The sequence below is a fragment of the Pseudomonas sp. H2_D02 genome (assembly GCF_054677635.1).
In genome coordinates this window covers 1714206-1727500 of record NZ_CP162816.1, presented here as the reverse complement: position 1 = coordinate 1727500, position 13295 = coordinate 1714206, and the positions used below count along the sequence as shown (strand labels likewise).

Genomic DNA, 13295 nt, shown 5'->3' with positions numbered 1-13295 from the left:
AAGGCCAAATTGCTGCCGCGAGGAAAACCCCGATCCGCCAAGCAGGAAAACGCATCAGTAGTCTTTCCTCAAATCCATTCCTGCATATAAAGAGGCAACCTCATCCCCGTAACCGTTGAACATCAACGTGTCGCGTACATTGGGGCTGAATAGTCCACTCGGAAGACGACGCTCCCTCGCCTGCGTCCAGCGTGGGTGGTCAACGGTCGGATTGACGTTGGCATAAAAACCGTACTCATCGGACGCAATGCTCTGCCAGGTGGTCTTGGGCTGCTCACTGACCAAGCTGATGCGCACGATCGACTTTACGCTCTTGAAACCATACTTCCATGGCACCACCAATCGCAGCGGCGCCCCGTTCTGGTTAGGCAGCTCACGCCCGTACATGCCAACCGCCAGTATGGCCAACGGATTCATTGCCTCGTCCAATCGCAAACCTTCCACGTAAGGCCAATCAATCAGGGCAAAGCCAGAACGCTGGCCCGGCATGGCCTTGGGATCTTGCAATGTTTCGAAGCGAATGTGTTTGGCCTTGGAAGTCGGCTCGACCTGCTTGAGCAGCGCGGAGATGGGGAAACCGATCCACGGGATCACCATTGACCACGCCTCAACGCAACGCAACCGATAGATCCGCTCCTCCAATTGATAAGGCTTCATGAAGTCTTCCAGGGCATAGCGCCCCGGCTTACCCACCTCACCGTCCACCACCACGCTCCAGGGCTCGGTCTTCAACGAACCGGAGTTGGCCGCCGGGTCGCCTTTATCGGTGCCGAACTCATAGAAGTTGTTGTAGTGCGTGGCGTCCTTGAACGGCGTGATCGACTCATCCTTTGCCGTCACGGCGCCCCACTGGGTAGAAGGAAGCTTCTCGGCAAACCAGGAAGGCGCCTTTCCGGGCTCGGCATCAGGATAACGCGCCATATCGGCGGCACCGGCCCAGTTCGGCAGACCACCAATCGCCAAGCCGGCCACAGTGGCGCTGAGCATCTGGCGACGAGAGAGATAAAATGATTCAGGCGTGACCTCAGACTCACGACAGTCCGACGTCTTGGGGATCTTGATCAGCATGGCGACTCCGCAGTATTGGAGGGCAGATACACCCGTACACTGCGGAGTATGGAGGAGATTACATTAAGGCAACGTTTAGCGGCGACGAAGACGCAGCAAATATTGCACCGGCCCGGAAGCCGCATAGGCGAGGAATACCAGCAGCAGGATGCGCGGCGGATCACTGAACACCACGGCAAATACCAGCACCACGGCGAGGATGGCCACGAACGGCACGCGCCCCTTCAGATCCAGCTCCTTGAAGCTGTTGTACTTGATGTTACTGACCATCAGCATCCCGGCCGCGGCAACCAGCAGCGCCACCAGGAAGGACATCTTCGAACCCTGGATGCCATAGTCGCTGAATGCCCAGACTACGCCCGCCACCACACCTGCCGCCGCCGGACTGGCAAGCCCGATGAAGTAGCGCTTGTCGGCGGTACCGACCTGCGTGTTGAAACGCGCCAAGCGCAACGCGGCACCAGCGACGTAAATGAAGGCAACCATCCAGCCGACCTTGCCCATGTCTCCCAGCGCCCAACCGAACGCCAACAACGCAGGGGCAACACCGAACGCAACCATATCGGACAGCGAGTCGTACTCGGCTCCGAATGCGCTTTGGGTGTTGGTCATGCGGGCCACCCGTCCATCCAGGCCGTCCAGAACCATGGCGACAAAAATCGCAATCGCGGCGAAAGCAAAGTAGCGACTCGCCCCCACGCTATCGCCAGCACTCAATGCGGCCTGGGCACTCATGGAACTGATGATGGAATAGAAGCCGGCGAACAGGTTCGCGGTGGTGAACAGGTTCGGCAGCAGATAGATACCACGATGCCGGACCTTGCGGCCTTCAGCGTCATGGCCTTCTTCGACGTGTTCATCGATGGGCAACAGGCTTTCGGCGTCAGGAGCCTGGTTCGGCTCGTCGGGACGTTCGCTCATGGACAATACCTTGCAACGGTGTGAAAAATTCGACAGGCGCCTGGGACGACGGTTCTGCCGCAAACGATGCAGCTTTATACCAGAAGCCATCACCCAAACGAAAAAACGCGGCCAGGGCCGCGTTTTTCGATCAAGCTCGCGACTTAGTTCTTGGCTTTGTCGACGATCTTGTTGGCACCGATCCACGGCATCATCGAGCGCAGTTGCTCGCCGATGATTTCGATACCGTGGGCGGCGTTGTTACGACGCTTGGCGGTCATCGAAGGATAGCCGGTAGCGCCTTCGCTGATGAACATCTTGGCGTATTCGCCGTCCTGAATACGTTTCAGGGCGTTGCGCATGGCCTGGCGGGACTCGGCGTTGATGACTTCCGGACCGGTCACGTACTCGCCGTATTCGGCGTTGTTGGAGATCGAGTAGTTCATGTTGGCGATACCGCCTTCGTACATGAGGTCAACGATCAGTTTCAGTTCGTGCAGGCATTCGAAGTAGGCCATTTCTGGTGCGTAGCCGGCTTCAACCAGGGTTTCGAAACCAGCTTTCACCAGCTCGACGGTACCGCCGCACAGAACGGCTTGTTCGCCGAACAGGTCGGTTTCAGTCTCGTCCTTGAAGGTGGTTTCGATGATGCCGGTACGACCGCCACCGACACCAGCAGCGTAGGACAGGGCGACGTTCTTGGCGTTGCCGGAGGCGTCCTGGTAGATGGCGATCAGGTCAGGAATACCGCCGCCCTTCACGAACTCGGAACGCACGGTGTGGCCCGGTGCCTTTGGCGCGATCATGATCACGTCGAGGTCGGCGCGCGGCACGACCTGGTTGTAATGGATCGCGAAGCCGTGGGAGAAGGCCAGGGTGGCGCCCTTCTTGATGTTCGGCTCGATTTCGTTCTTGTACAGCGCCGATTGGAACTCGTCCGGGGTCAGGATCATGACCAGGTCGGCAGCGGCAACGGCGGAAGCCACGTCGGTGACTTTCAGGCCATGGGCCTCGGCCTTGGCAACGGTGGCCGAGCCTTTGCGCAGGCCGACGGTCACGTCAACGCCGGAATCTTTCAGGTTGCACGCCTGGGCGTGACCTTGGGAGCCGTAGCCGATGATGGCGACTTTCTTGCCTTGGATGATCGACAGGTCGCAATCTTTATCGTAGAAAACTTTCATGAATTTCCCCTATATCCGGCCGTTCCGGCCATTCGCAAATTTGGTTAGATGCTCAGTACTTTGTCGCCACGGGCAATCCCGGTGACACCACTGCGTACGGTTTCCAGAATCGAGGCAGTGCCGATCGATTGAATGAAGCTGTCGAGCTTGTCGCTGGTACCGGTCAACTGAACGGTATAGACGCTGGCGCTGACATCGACGATCTGCCCACGATAAATATCGGTAGTGCGTTTGATCTCGGCACGCTGGGCGCCGGTGGCCTTGACCTTGACCAGCATCAGCTCGCGCTCGATATGAGCGCTTTCCGACAGGTCCACCAGCTTGACCACCTCGATCAGCTTGTTCAGGTTCTTGGTGATCTGCTCGATGATCTCATCGTGGCCCACGGTGGTCAGCGTCAGACGCGACAGGGTCGGGTCCTCGGTTGGTGCCACGGTCAGGCTTTCGATGTTGTAGTTGCGCTGCGAGAACAGGCCTACTACGCGAGACAGAGCACCCGGTTCGTTTTCCAGAAGCAAGGAAATAATGTGTCGCATGATTAGGTACGCTCCGTCTTGCTCAGCCACATATCGCGCATGGAGCCGTCTTTGATCTGCATCGGGTAGACGTGCTCGCTGGTATCGACCTGGATATCGAGGAACACCAGGCGATCCTTCATCGCGAAGGCTTCTTCAAGCCCGGATTTCAAATCCTTCAGGTCAGTGATGCGGATGCCGACGTGGCCATAGGCCTCGACCAGCTTGACGAAGTCCGGCAACGATTCCATGTAGGAATGCGAATGGCGGCTGCCGTAGCTCATGTCCTGCCACTGGCGAACCATGCCCAGTACACCGTTGTTCAGGTTGACGATTTTCACCGGCAGACCGTACTGCAGGCAGGTCGACAGTTCCTGGATGTTCATCTGGATACTGCCTTCGCCGGTCACGCAGGCGACATCATTGTCCGGGAAGCTCAGTTTCACGCCCATGGCCGCCGGGAACCCGAAGCCCATGGTGCCCAGGCCACCGGAGTTGATCCAGCGGTTGGGTTTGTTGAACTTGTAGTACTGCGCCGCGAACATCTGGTGCTGACCTACGTCGGACGTCACGAATGCATCGCCCTTGGTCACTTCGCACAGGGTCTCGATGACGGTCTGCGGCTTGATCACGCTGCCGTCGCCCTTGTCGTAGGGAAACAGGCCGCGATCACCGCGCCATTCATCAACCTGCTTCCACCAGCTGGCCACGGACTCCTTGTTCGGAGCCTCGCCGATTTCCTTGAGAATGGCGACCATTTCAGTCAGCACGCTCTCTACAGGACCGACAATCGGCACGTCTGCCTTGATGGTCTTGGAGATGGACGCCGGGTCGATATCGATGTGGATGATCTTGGCGTTCGGGCAGAATTTCGCCGGACCGTTGATGACACGGTCGTCGAAACGCGCGCCCACCGCCAGGATGACATCGGCATGGTGCATCGCCAGGTTGGCGGTGTAGCTGCCATGCATGCCGAGCATGCCGATGAACTGGCGATCGGTGCCTGGGTAGGCGCCGAGGCCCATCAGCGTATTGGTAACCGGCAGGTTGAGCATCTTCGCCAATTCGGTCAGCGGCGCGGAGCCACCGCCGAGGATCACGCCACCACCGGAGTACAGCACGGGACGCTTGGCCGCCAGCAGCATTTCGGCGGCCTTGCGGATTTGTCCCGAGTGACCGCGCACGGCCGGGCTGTAGGAGCGCAGCTTGGCTTTTTTCGGGTAGATGTATTCGAATTTCTCGGCCGGGTTGGTCATGTCTTTCGGCACGTCCACTACGACCGGGCCCGGACGGCCGGATTCGGCCAGGTAGAAGGCCTTCTTCATGACTTCCGGGATTTCCGAAGCGTGCTTGATCATGAAGCTGTGCTTCACGATCGGCCGGGAGATACCGATCATGTCGGTCTCCTGGAACGCATCGGTACCGACCATGGTGCTGGGCACCTGGCCGGAGATGATCACCATCGGAATCGAGTCCATGTAGGCCGTGGCGATACCGGTGATGGCGTTCGTGGCGCCGGGGCCGGATGTCACCAGGACCACGCCGGCCTTGCCGGTGGCGCGGGCATAGCCGTCAGCCATGTGGGTGGCCGCTTGTTCATGACGAACCAGGATGTGGGTCACTTCCGGTTCTTTGAACAGGGCATCATAGACATGAAGAAGAGCACCGCCGGGGTACCCGTAGATATATTTGACGCCTTCGTCACGCAAGAAGCGGACGAGCATCTCACCGCCAGATAAAAGCTCCACGTTGTTCACCTCTAAAACGCCAGAATACCGACCCATGGAAAAAGGGACGGGTCTTAATAGGTTTACTTCTCGGCAGAGCATGAGCGACGGTGGTCGCCGACTACGTCAGCACTGACTGAGCAAGTATTGGGATCGTCCCAAGTGTTGCGGGCCTTTCCCACCCAGCGCGAGGTAACGCGTTGCGGGTGTAACAGGTCGGCGCGGATGTGCGCCTCATGATCTGCCGAGTGGGTCTGCTTCTGGCAGTCCCTCTACAGCGGACTTTGGATTCTTCTGTTTCGCCCTCTGCAAGTCAAGTCGTCAATGTGCTTTATTGAAGTAAGCACATGAGAACGCAAGAAAAAACCTTTAAACGGCTACTCTGTTAGCTTCGATTGCGCAACCCAGGACAAGGAAACAGCATGCGAACGATGTTATTGACGGCCATCCTGCTGGCAAGCCTGAGCCCAATGAGCATGGCCGGCCAGATCTACAAATGGGTGGACGCCCAAGGTGTGACCCATTTCGGCGCCCAACCGCCCGAGGGCGTGGATGCGACTACCGTGGGCAAGACCCCGACGCCTGCCGCCAAACCGCAAGCGCCCGCTTCAGGTGGTGTCGTTGGTGATCAGAAAATGATCGACAAGCAAGTGAAGCAGCAAGTGGCCGAACAGGAGGCCCAGCTCAAGGCGTTCTGCGAACAGGCCCGGACCAACCTGGCGCAACTGCAGAACAACCCCAGGGTGCGAGAAGAGGTGGAAGGTGAAATGCGCCGCCTTACCGAGGAAGAGCGGCGCCAGCGCATCGATGAAACCCGCAAGCAGGTTGAAGAAAACTGTCAGTGAGCAGCGTCAGCTGACGTCGGTGATCAACTGGTCGAACTGCGCGAGCAACTGCTGCAATTTGACGCCCTGCCCCGGCCGCTGGGCATAGACCATTTCGGCCATGGCCAGGATGCCCGAGGCGTTGGGCAGCGGCAGGTCGTTTTCCAGGATGGCTTTCATCCGCGGAAGAAAGATCCATTGCAACCACTGCTCGAAATCCAGGGTGTCGACCGCGAACGGCTCGACACTGGCCAGCGCCTCGGCCGAAGGCGACACGTCACTCCACCAGCCCTGGACCCGCAGTTCTCGCTCGATCAGCAGCAACTGATCGGCGATCAAGGGAAAACGACCATCCATCAGAGGGATACCTTGGCCTTCTGGCGGGCCAGTGCGGCGCCCGCCGAATCGCCCTGTTTCTCACGAGCCTGGGCGATCAATTCCCACAGGCTTGCCTGGAGTGCCGGGCGGCCACTGGAGAACGTCAGGCCGCGACGGGCCAGTTGTTCAGCCTGTGGCGCATCGCCCTGGGCCATGCGCACCTGAGCCAGTCGATAAAGCACTTGCGGTTCGCGCGGCGCGACGCGCTGGGCTCGCTCGAGGCTCGAGGAAGCACCATTGAGGTCACCACCGGCTTGCTGCTGTTGCGCCGTGGTCAACAGCGCCAACACCGGGCCGTCCAGTTGCTCATCGGCGGACAAGCCACCCGAACCCGCCGAGGGAATGCTGCTCGGCGTCGATGGCATGCTGTAGCTGCCCTGGTTGATCGGTGAAGTTTCGATAGGCCCTGGCGTGATCGGACCCGGCGTGATCGGCGTGCTGCTGATCGGCGCCGAAGTCGTTGCACCGCCACCTGGCACCATCACGACGACACCGGTGTCGCCCTGCGGGATTGCCTGGACCTGGCCCGGCATCGGCCGTTTTACCGTCGTTTGACGGAAACCACCATTGGCCGAGACCCGCTCGCTATTGGAGACGGCGGTACCGGAATCGACAACCGGAATCGAACCGCGCTGTACGGTAGAGCAGCCACTGAGCAAAGCCACGGCGGTTACCGCTGGAATCAACCACTTGTTCACTTGAAACCCTCTTTGCTTAATTCATCCAGTCCTTGACCCAATCCATCACCGATTCGGCGGGATTCTGACCGCCGCATGCCGCACCGGGTGGCGGTTCGCTGCCGCGAATATACGGCATCTGCACGGCGCCCGGGCAATTCGCGTCGGAGCCCTGTCCGGTGCGCGAATCGACCCACGCCTGGACGATGTTGTCCGGTTGCGGCATGTCCAGCGGCAGCGGATCGGCCTTGCGCATGAAACTGGTCCAGACCTGCAACGCACCGGTGGCGCCGGTGAACGGCGTCTTGCCATTGTCGTCACGCCCCAGCCAGACCACCGCCAGCAGATCCTGGCTGAAACCGGCGAACCAACTGTCGCGCGAATCGTTACTGGTGCCGGTCTTGCCCGCCAGGGTCAACGTTCGGGGGAGCACGTTATAGACCGAGCTGCCGGTCCCTTCACGCATGACTCGCTGCATGGCGCTCTGGATCAGATAAATGGAAGCCGGATCGAAACGTTGCTGGATCTGGAATGGATAACGCTTGAGCGGCTCGCCGTCGGCAGTGAGCACGCTGCGGATGCCGCGCATCGGCGTATTGAAGCCGCCATTGGCCAATGTCTGGTACATCGCCGCGACTTCGATCGGCGTAAGGCCACCAGCCCCCAGCAACATCGATGGGAACGCCGGGAATTCGCGAGTCACTCCCAGGCGTGCCAAGGTCTTGAGCACGTTAGGCACACCGACTTCCAGGCCGAGGCGAGCCGTCGACAGGTTGTAGGAATGGGCCAGCCCCTGATAAAGGAACACCGTACCGTGGGCGCGGCGATCATAGTTCTGCGGCGTCCACACCTGTCCGTCCGCACCCTTGACCGAGAATGACTCGTCGGACAGCCAACTGGTCAGGGTGTACTGGCTTGGTTTTTCCAAGGCCGTGAGATACACCGCCGGCTTGATCAGCGAGCCGATGGGGCGCACCGCATCCAATGCCCGGTTGAAGCCTGCAAAGCTGGCCTGGCGGCTGCCGATCATTGCCTGGACTTCACCGGTTTCCGGGTTGGTCACGACCATGGCCGCTTCGACTTCGTCAGAACCCTTGCGCCCCGCCAGTCGCTTGAAGGTGTCATTGACTGACGCCTCAGCCTTCATCTGCAGGATCGGGTCGAAACTGGTAAAGATCCGCAAGCCTTCTTCGGTCAAGTCTTCGTCGCGATAGTCTTCCCGCAGCTGCCGCTTGACCAGGTCCATGAAACCTGGGAACGAACTGTCCGCCAGGCTGCCACGCTTGGTCACGCCCAGCGGCATCTTCTTCGCCGCTTCGACCTGCTCGGCCGTGGCTACGCCCTGTTGTTGCAGCAAGTCGAGCACCAGGTTGCGCCGCTCAAGGGCACGTTCCGGGTTGCGACGCGGGTTATAGGAAGAAGGCCCCTTGACCATGCCCACCAGCAACGCCACTTGATGCAGCTTGAGCTCGGACAGCGGCTGGCTGAAGAAGAACTGGCTGGCCAGGCCGAAGCCGTGGACCGCCCGCTGCCCATCCTGGCCGACGAACACTTCATTGAGGTAGGCCTCAAGAATTTCCTGCTTGCTGTAGTGCATCTCCAGCAGCAACGCCATCATGGCTTCGGTCAGTTTTCGGGTCAGGCTACGCTCGTTGGTCAGGTAGAAGTTCTTCACCAACTGCTGGGTCAGGGTACTGCCGCCCTGGCGCATATGCCCCGACGACGTATTGATCCAGACGGCCCGGGCAATCGACTTGGGCGATACGCCGAAGTGATGGTAGAAATCACGGTCCTCGACGGCAATCAGCGTATCGAGCAGGAACGGTGGCACCTGGTCGATCTTGATCAGGATGCGGTCTTCCAGATTCTTGGGATACAGGCCACCGATCAGCAGCGGTTCCAGGCGCACCACCGACAGGCTCGCATTATTGGCGCCGGTCAGCGCAGCGACGTAGTCACCGGAAAAACGCACCCGCACCGGTTGTGCCTGCTCCATGCCTTCATAGAACTGGAACCCACGGGTATTGAGGTCGATGGTATTGCCGTTGACCGAGGCCGCACCCGGACCATTGGCGACGCTTTCGCGGCGATAACCCAAGGCATCGAGCTCGGTCAGGAAATCGTCCTTGCTCAGCTTTTGTCCGACGAACAGTTCCAACGGCCGGGCATAGACCTTGGCCGGGATGGTCCAGCGCTTGCCGGAGAACTTTTCCTGGACGATGGCATCGAGGTAGACGGCAAAACCGGCAAGCACGACAAGGCCTACCAGGCTCAGTTTAAGGGCCCAGCCCAGCCAGGGCCGAAGGCGGCTGGCGGGTGGTTTCTTGGGGGTGCGGGGGGATCGGGTACGAGTCATGGCGGCGGATTATACGCACTTTGTCGTGGTTCAACATGAGTCCGCCAAGGTTTGCGTTAGCGCGGCTTGCGGCCATAATGACCGCCTCGAATTTTCCAGACTCTGAAGGATCGCCCGTGAGCCAATCACTGATCGCTGCCCTGCAAAACCCGGCCCTTTACCCGCACCCCGTCGAAGGGTTCCAGGTCATCGAAACCCACATCTCCTGGGTATTGCTCACCGGCCCCTATGCCTACAAATTCAAGAAGCCGGTCAATTTCGGTTTCCTCGACTTCACCAGTCTCGACGCGCGCAAGCACTTCTGTGGTGAAGAGCTGCGCTTGAACCAACGCCTGACCCAGGATCTTTACCTGGAAGTCTTGCCGATCACCGGCAGCGCCGAAGCGCCACAACTGGGCGGCGACGGCCCGGCCATCGAATACGCCTTGAAAATGCGCCAATTTCCCCAGAGCGAACTGCTCAGCACCCTGCAGGCCAACGGCGAACTCACCACCGCACACATTGATGAAATGGCCGCGCAGATCGCCCAGTTCCACCTCTCCACGCCCAAGGTGCCGGCCGACAATTCGGCGGGTACACCGGACAGCGTCATGGCACCGGTGCGGCAAAACTTCGAGCAGATCCGTCCGTTCCTCAGCGACAAGGCCGACCTGCAGCAACTCGAAGCCCTTCAAGCCTGGGCCGAAACCAGCTTCGAACGCCTCAAGCCACTGTTCGCCCAGCGCAAGGCCGACGGTTTCATTCGCGAATGCCACGGTGACATTCACCTGGGCAACGCCACCGTAATCGACGGTAAAGTAGTGATCTTCGACTGCATCGAGTTCAACGAGCCATTCCGTTTCACCGACGTCTACGCCGACACCGGCTTCCTGGCGATGGACCTCGAAGACCGCGGCCTCAAGTCGCTCGCGCGGCGGTTCGTCAGTCAATACCTGGAACTCACCGGTGACTACAGCGGCCTGGAACTGCTGAACTTCTATAAAGCCTACCGCGCCCTGGTCCGGGCCAAGGTCGCGCTGTTCAGCATGCCCGCCGAAGCCGACCCGGTACAGCGCGCCACCACCCTGCGCCAATACCGCAACTACGCCAACCTGGCCGAAAGCTACAGCACCATTCCTTCGCGCTTCCTGGCCATTACCCATGGCGTCTCGGCCGTTGGCAAAAGCCACGTTGCGATGCGCCTGGTGGAGGCCCTCGGCGCGATTCGCCTGCGTTCGGATGTGGAGCGCAAGCGCCTGTTCGGTGAACAGCAAGTGCCGAACGACCCGAAAGCCGGCATCTATAGCAGCGATGCCAGCAGCGCCACATACGCGCGCCTGCATGAAATCGCCGACGTGATCCTGCATGCGGGATTCCCGGTGGTGATCGATGCCACTTACCTCAAGCATGACCAGCGCGACGCCGCTGCCAAAGTCGCCGAAGGCACGGGCGCGCCGTTCCTGATCCTGGATTGCGACGCGCCGCAAGCCGTCATCGAAAGCCGACTCGCCCAGCGCCAGGCCGACCAGAAAGACCCGTCCGACGCCAACCTGGCAGTGATCGCCGCCCAACAGGTGAGCCGCGAAGCGCTGAGCCCGGCTGAGATCCTCTGCAGCAAGCGAGTTCAAACCAACGAAAGCGGCACGCTGGATGTCGTGGTTGCGCAGATTCGCCAACGCCTGCCAGGCCTGTAGGAGACTATTTCGGCCGTGAACCGACGCCCGGCTTCACGGCCGCCAAATAGTGGCACTATACTGGCCCCATAAAACCAACAGGTGATATGCCATGAGCCACCCCAAGCTTCTCGATACCCCGCTGTATGCCTTGTTGCGCAAAGACGACATTGCCGGATTCAACAGCCAACGCCCCCAAGGTCCGATCGATATGCGCGGCGGCGATTTCCGCGGCCTTGACTTGCGCGAACTGAACGCCGACGACGTGGACTTCACGGACGCGTACTTCCGTTCCGCCGATCTGCGTGGCATCGATTTCCGCAAGTCATCGCTGGAAGGCGCAAGCCTTGCCCATGCGCAGATCTCCGGCACCTATTTCCCGCCCGAGCTGTCTGCCGATGAAATCCTGATGTCCATGAACTTCGGTACTCGCCTGCGCTACCGCACCCGCTGAACCTGAAGGAAACGGCCACGGCACCGAACGATCTCCAGCGCCCCCGCTTGCGCTGGACGATGTGCCTTTCTGCTTGTTCATACCCATCGTGCGTAATGCCTTAGAAGCTTTTGCATCGATTCCGACCAAAGAATCACGCTTTTCCTACTGAGCGCTACACTCCTGAGAAGCTTGCCCACTGCACCAGTCGGCCGTCGCAAGGAGGCTCGATGAATGATGAACTGCAACACCTGAAGAATCTGGGCAAGACATCAGCCCAGTGGCTGCACGCCGTGGGTATCCACAGTGCCTCGGACCTGCGCCGTCTCGGCGCGGTGGACGCCTACCGCGCCGTGCGCACTCGTGGTTTTCGCGCTTCCAAGGTTTTGCTCTACGCCATAGAGGGTGCGCTGATGGACATGCATTGGAACGATATTCCGGCCGAACGCAAAGAAGCGCTGAACAAACAGCTGGACGCCATTTCCACGCGCCACAAAGCCTGACGTTACCTTTTGCGATTTCCATGACAGGCAACAGATATTTTTTGTCGGTGGGAAAACAATGTTTGACTTGGAAATGAGAATCGCTATGATTACCACATCCGGTCGCGAGACTGGTCGATATTTGAAAAGCCCTTGGTTCGGACTCTCAGATATCTCCTCATCAGGCTAATCACGGTTATTTGACCCGGCTCTTGCCGGGTCTTTTTTTGCCCGGAAATTATTGCCTGCCGTCTCCACGCATCTGTGCGCAATAGTCTTGGGACGGTGTCGCCGGGGTGTACCACACGAAATCAGCCATGGCCGGCGTAACGTCGCCGCCCTCCTCGGCCAGCATCAGGACGACTGGTGCGTCACGAGCGCCCAGATCCAGTGCATGCAGCGGCACGCCAACGTCTTTGCGAACATGCCAGGCGCCCGCGAACAACAATGCCGGCGCGGGAGCCTCGAGCAATCGCTCGGCCATGCGCCGGTCACGCTGTTGCTGCACCGCCAACATCGCCGGCATCTGCGACTCTGGCAGTAGTCCGCAATGAGACTCGCGGATTTGTCCCAACAGTTTCTCCTTCACCGTAGCTGCATTGGAGCGAGTGCCGCTTATGGCGGGAGCTTGGCGATAGATGCGCTGGATGTCCGCGTTGTCCAGATTCGCTGACGACACCGGATAAGATTGCCTCAAGGCGAACTCGACCATGGGCCCGTACAGACGCCAATCCCAACCTGGCGACCAATCCAACGCGCCAGGTAAATCCTGCGGCAGGGCAGGCAATTGGCGAACCGCGTCGACCCTTGGCTGTTGGTGTGGCGTCAGCATCTCCAGCAGCAAGCTGCCTCGGGGACGCTGGTCGGCCAGGGCCTGGAGCAGCCAGCGCTGCAGCGTGTGGTGGTCACGGTTGTCGTGCTGTTCGCCGACCACGACTCGCGGGGCCTGCGCCAAACGGCCGACCAATGCCCGAGGCGTGATCGATTCGCCCGTATGCAAATCACGGATCCGCCCGCCCACCGGGGGCGGGGCGACACTCTGGCAAGCCGACAAGACACCCAACATCAGAATCAGGATCAAGCGCACATCGGAATCCTCCAG

At 59.9% G+C, this 13295-nt stretch carries 14 protein-coding genes (1 of these 14 only partly in view); 4 read left to right on the top strand and 10 right to left on the bottom strand.

The window, feature by feature from the left end:
• From msrQ to AB4N42_RS07895, 6 genes are all read right to left on the bottom strand, one after another.
• Positions 1-55, bottom strand: partial view of a protein-methionine-sulfoxide reductase heme-binding subunit MsrQ gene (gene msrQ, locus AB4N42_RS07920; protein WP_030140220.1) — the 5' portion only. 569 nt of this gene lie to the left of the window's left edge; 55 of the gene's 624 nt are visible here — the first part of the coding sequence; it begins with the start codon at positions 53-55; its stop codon lies off the left edge, out of view.
• The gene (msrP, locus tag AB4N42_RS07915) at positions 55-1068 is read right to left on the bottom strand and encodes a protein-methionine-sulfoxide reductase catalytic subunit MsrP (RefSeq protein ID WP_217860348.1); all 1014 of its coding nucleotides are present in this window, start codon (positions 1066-1068) and stop codon (positions 55-57) included. Before msrP ends, msrQ begins: the two co-directional genes overlap by 1 nt.
• Before the next feature lie 75 nt (positions 1069-1143).
• On the bottom strand, positions 1144-1989 hold the full coding sequence (gene pssA, locus AB4N42_RS07910; RefSeq protein WP_030140222.1) for a CDP-diacylglycerol--serine O-phosphatidyltransferase: 846 nt from the start codon (positions 1987-1989) through the stop codon (positions 1144-1146).
• A gap of 143 nt (positions 1990-2132) precedes the next feature.
• Complete coding sequence (gene ilvC / locus AB4N42_RS07905; protein ID WP_003185459.1) at positions 2133-3149, bottom strand: ketol-acid reductoisomerase; 1017 nt, start codon at positions 3147-3149, stop codon at positions 2133-2135.
• A gap of 44 nt (positions 3150-3193) precedes the next feature.
• The gene (gene ilvN, locus AB4N42_RS07900; protein ID WP_003205610.1) at positions 3194-3685 is read right to left on the bottom strand and encodes an acetolactate synthase small subunit; all 492 of its coding nucleotides are present in this window, start codon (positions 3683-3685) and stop codon (positions 3194-3196) included.
• A gap of 2 nt (positions 3686-3687) precedes the next feature.
• Positions 3688-5412: an acetolactate synthase 3 large subunit gene (locus tag AB4N42_RS07895; RefSeq protein WP_030140223.1), complete on the bottom strand. Its 1725-nt coding sequence runs from the start codon at positions 5410-5412 to the stop codon at positions 3688-3690.
• Positions 5413-5813: 401 nt separating this feature from the next.
• Between AB4N42_RS07895 and AB4N42_RS07890 the strand changes: the two genes are divergently transcribed.
• Positions 5814-6236 carry a DUF4124 domain-containing protein gene (locus AB4N42_RS07890; protein ID WP_030140224.1) on the top strand — a complete coding sequence of 141 codons (423 nt, stop codon included), beginning with the start codon at positions 5814-5816 and terminating at the stop codon, positions 6234-6236.
• Positions 6237-6242: 6 nt separating this feature from the next.
• Here the strand turns inward: AB4N42_RS07890 and AB4N42_RS07885 are convergent, their stop codons facing one another.
• Genes AB4N42_RS07885 through mrcB form a run of 3 tightly spaced genes read right to left on the bottom strand, consistent with a single transcriptional unit; the run spans position 6243 to position 9626 of the window.
• Positions 6243-6572: a YqcC family protein gene (locus tag AB4N42_RS07885; RefSeq protein ID WP_030140225.1), complete on the bottom strand. Its 330-nt coding sequence runs from the start codon at positions 6570-6572 to the stop codon at positions 6243-6245.
• Entirely contained in the window at positions 6572-7291 is a 720-nt protein-coding gene (locus tag AB4N42_RS07880) for a tetratricopeptide repeat protein (protein WP_217860351.1), read from the bottom strand. The genes AB4N42_RS07885 and AB4N42_RS07880 overlap by 1 nt, the downstream gene beginning before the upstream one ends.
• Before the next feature lie 16 nt (positions 7292-7307).
• Positions 7308-9626: a penicillin-binding protein 1B gene (gene mrcB, locus AB4N42_RS07875; RefSeq protein WP_249873331.1), complete on the bottom strand. Its 2319-nt coding sequence runs from the start codon at positions 9624-9626 to the stop codon at positions 7308-7310.
• Positions 9627-9742: 116 nt separating this feature from the next.
• On the opposite strand from mrcB, the gene AB4N42_RS07870 reads away from it, so the two are divergent.
• The 3 genes from AB4N42_RS07870 (at position 9743) to AB4N42_RS07860 (ending at position 12214) form a co-directional block, all read left to right on the top strand.
• Positions 9743-11299, top strand: a complete 1557-nt coding sequence (locus AB4N42_RS07870) for a bifunctional aminoglycoside phosphotransferase/ATP-binding protein (RefSeq protein ID WP_198798381.1) — start codon at positions 9743-9745, stop codon at positions 11297-11299.
• A gap of 91 nt (positions 11300-11390) precedes the next feature.
• A complete protein-coding gene (locus AB4N42_RS07865) occupies positions 11391-11732 on the top strand; it encodes a pentapeptide repeat-containing protein (protein ID WP_030140229.1) in 342 nt (113 codons plus the stop codon).
• A 209-nt stretch (positions 11733-11941) separates the two neighbouring features.
• A complete protein-coding gene (locus AB4N42_RS07860; RefSeq protein WP_024779602.1) occupies positions 11942-12214 on the top strand; it encodes a TfoX/Sxy family protein in 273 nt (90 codons plus the stop codon).
• A gap of 217 nt (positions 12215-12431) precedes the next feature.
• Here AB4N42_RS07860 and AB4N42_RS07855 read toward each other — a convergent pair whose 3' ends face one another.
• Complete coding sequence (locus AB4N42_RS07855) at positions 12432-13280, bottom strand: ChaN family lipoprotein (RefSeq protein ID WP_460116055.1); 849 nt, start codon at positions 13278-13280, stop codon at positions 12432-12434.
• Positions 13281-13295 lie beyond the last annotated feature (15 nt).

Bases quoted from the DNA above. Each gene is read 5' to 3' on its own strand.
- ilvC (WP_003185459.1), bottom strand. From the start codon at position 3,149: ATGAAAGTTTTCTACGATAAAGATTGCGACCTGTCGATCATCCAAGGC.
- AB4N42_RS07890 (WP_030140224.1), top strand. From the start codon at position 5,814: ATGCGAACGATGTTATTGACGGCCATCCTGCTGGCAAGCCTGAGCCCA.
- pssA (WP_030140222.1), bottom strand. From the start codon at position 1,989: ATGAGCGAACGTCCCGACGAGCCGAACCAGGCTCCTGACGCCGAAAGC.
- mrcB (WP_249873331.1), bottom strand. From the start codon at position 9,626: ATGACTCGTACCCGATCCCCCCGCACCCCCAAGAAACCACCCGCCAGC.
- ilvN (WP_003205610.1), bottom strand. From the start codon at position 3,685: ATGCGACACATTATTTCCTTGCTTCTGGAAAACGAACCGGGTGCTCTG.
- AB4N42_RS07865 (WP_030140229.1), top strand. From the start codon at position 11,391: ATGAGCCACCCCAAGCTTCTCGATACCCCGCTGTATGCCTTGTTGCGC.
- AB4N42_RS07860 (WP_024779602.1), top strand. From the start codon at position 11,942: ATGAATGATGAACTGCAACACCTGAAGAATCTGGGCAAGACATCAGCC.
- msrP (WP_217860348.1), bottom strand. From the start codon at position 1,068: ATGCTGATCAAGATCCCCAAGACGTCGGACTGTCGTGAGTCTGAGGTC.
- AB4N42_RS07885 (WP_030140225.1), bottom strand. From the start codon at position 6,572: ATGGATGGTCGTTTTCCCTTGATCGCCGATCAGTTGCTGCTGATCGAG.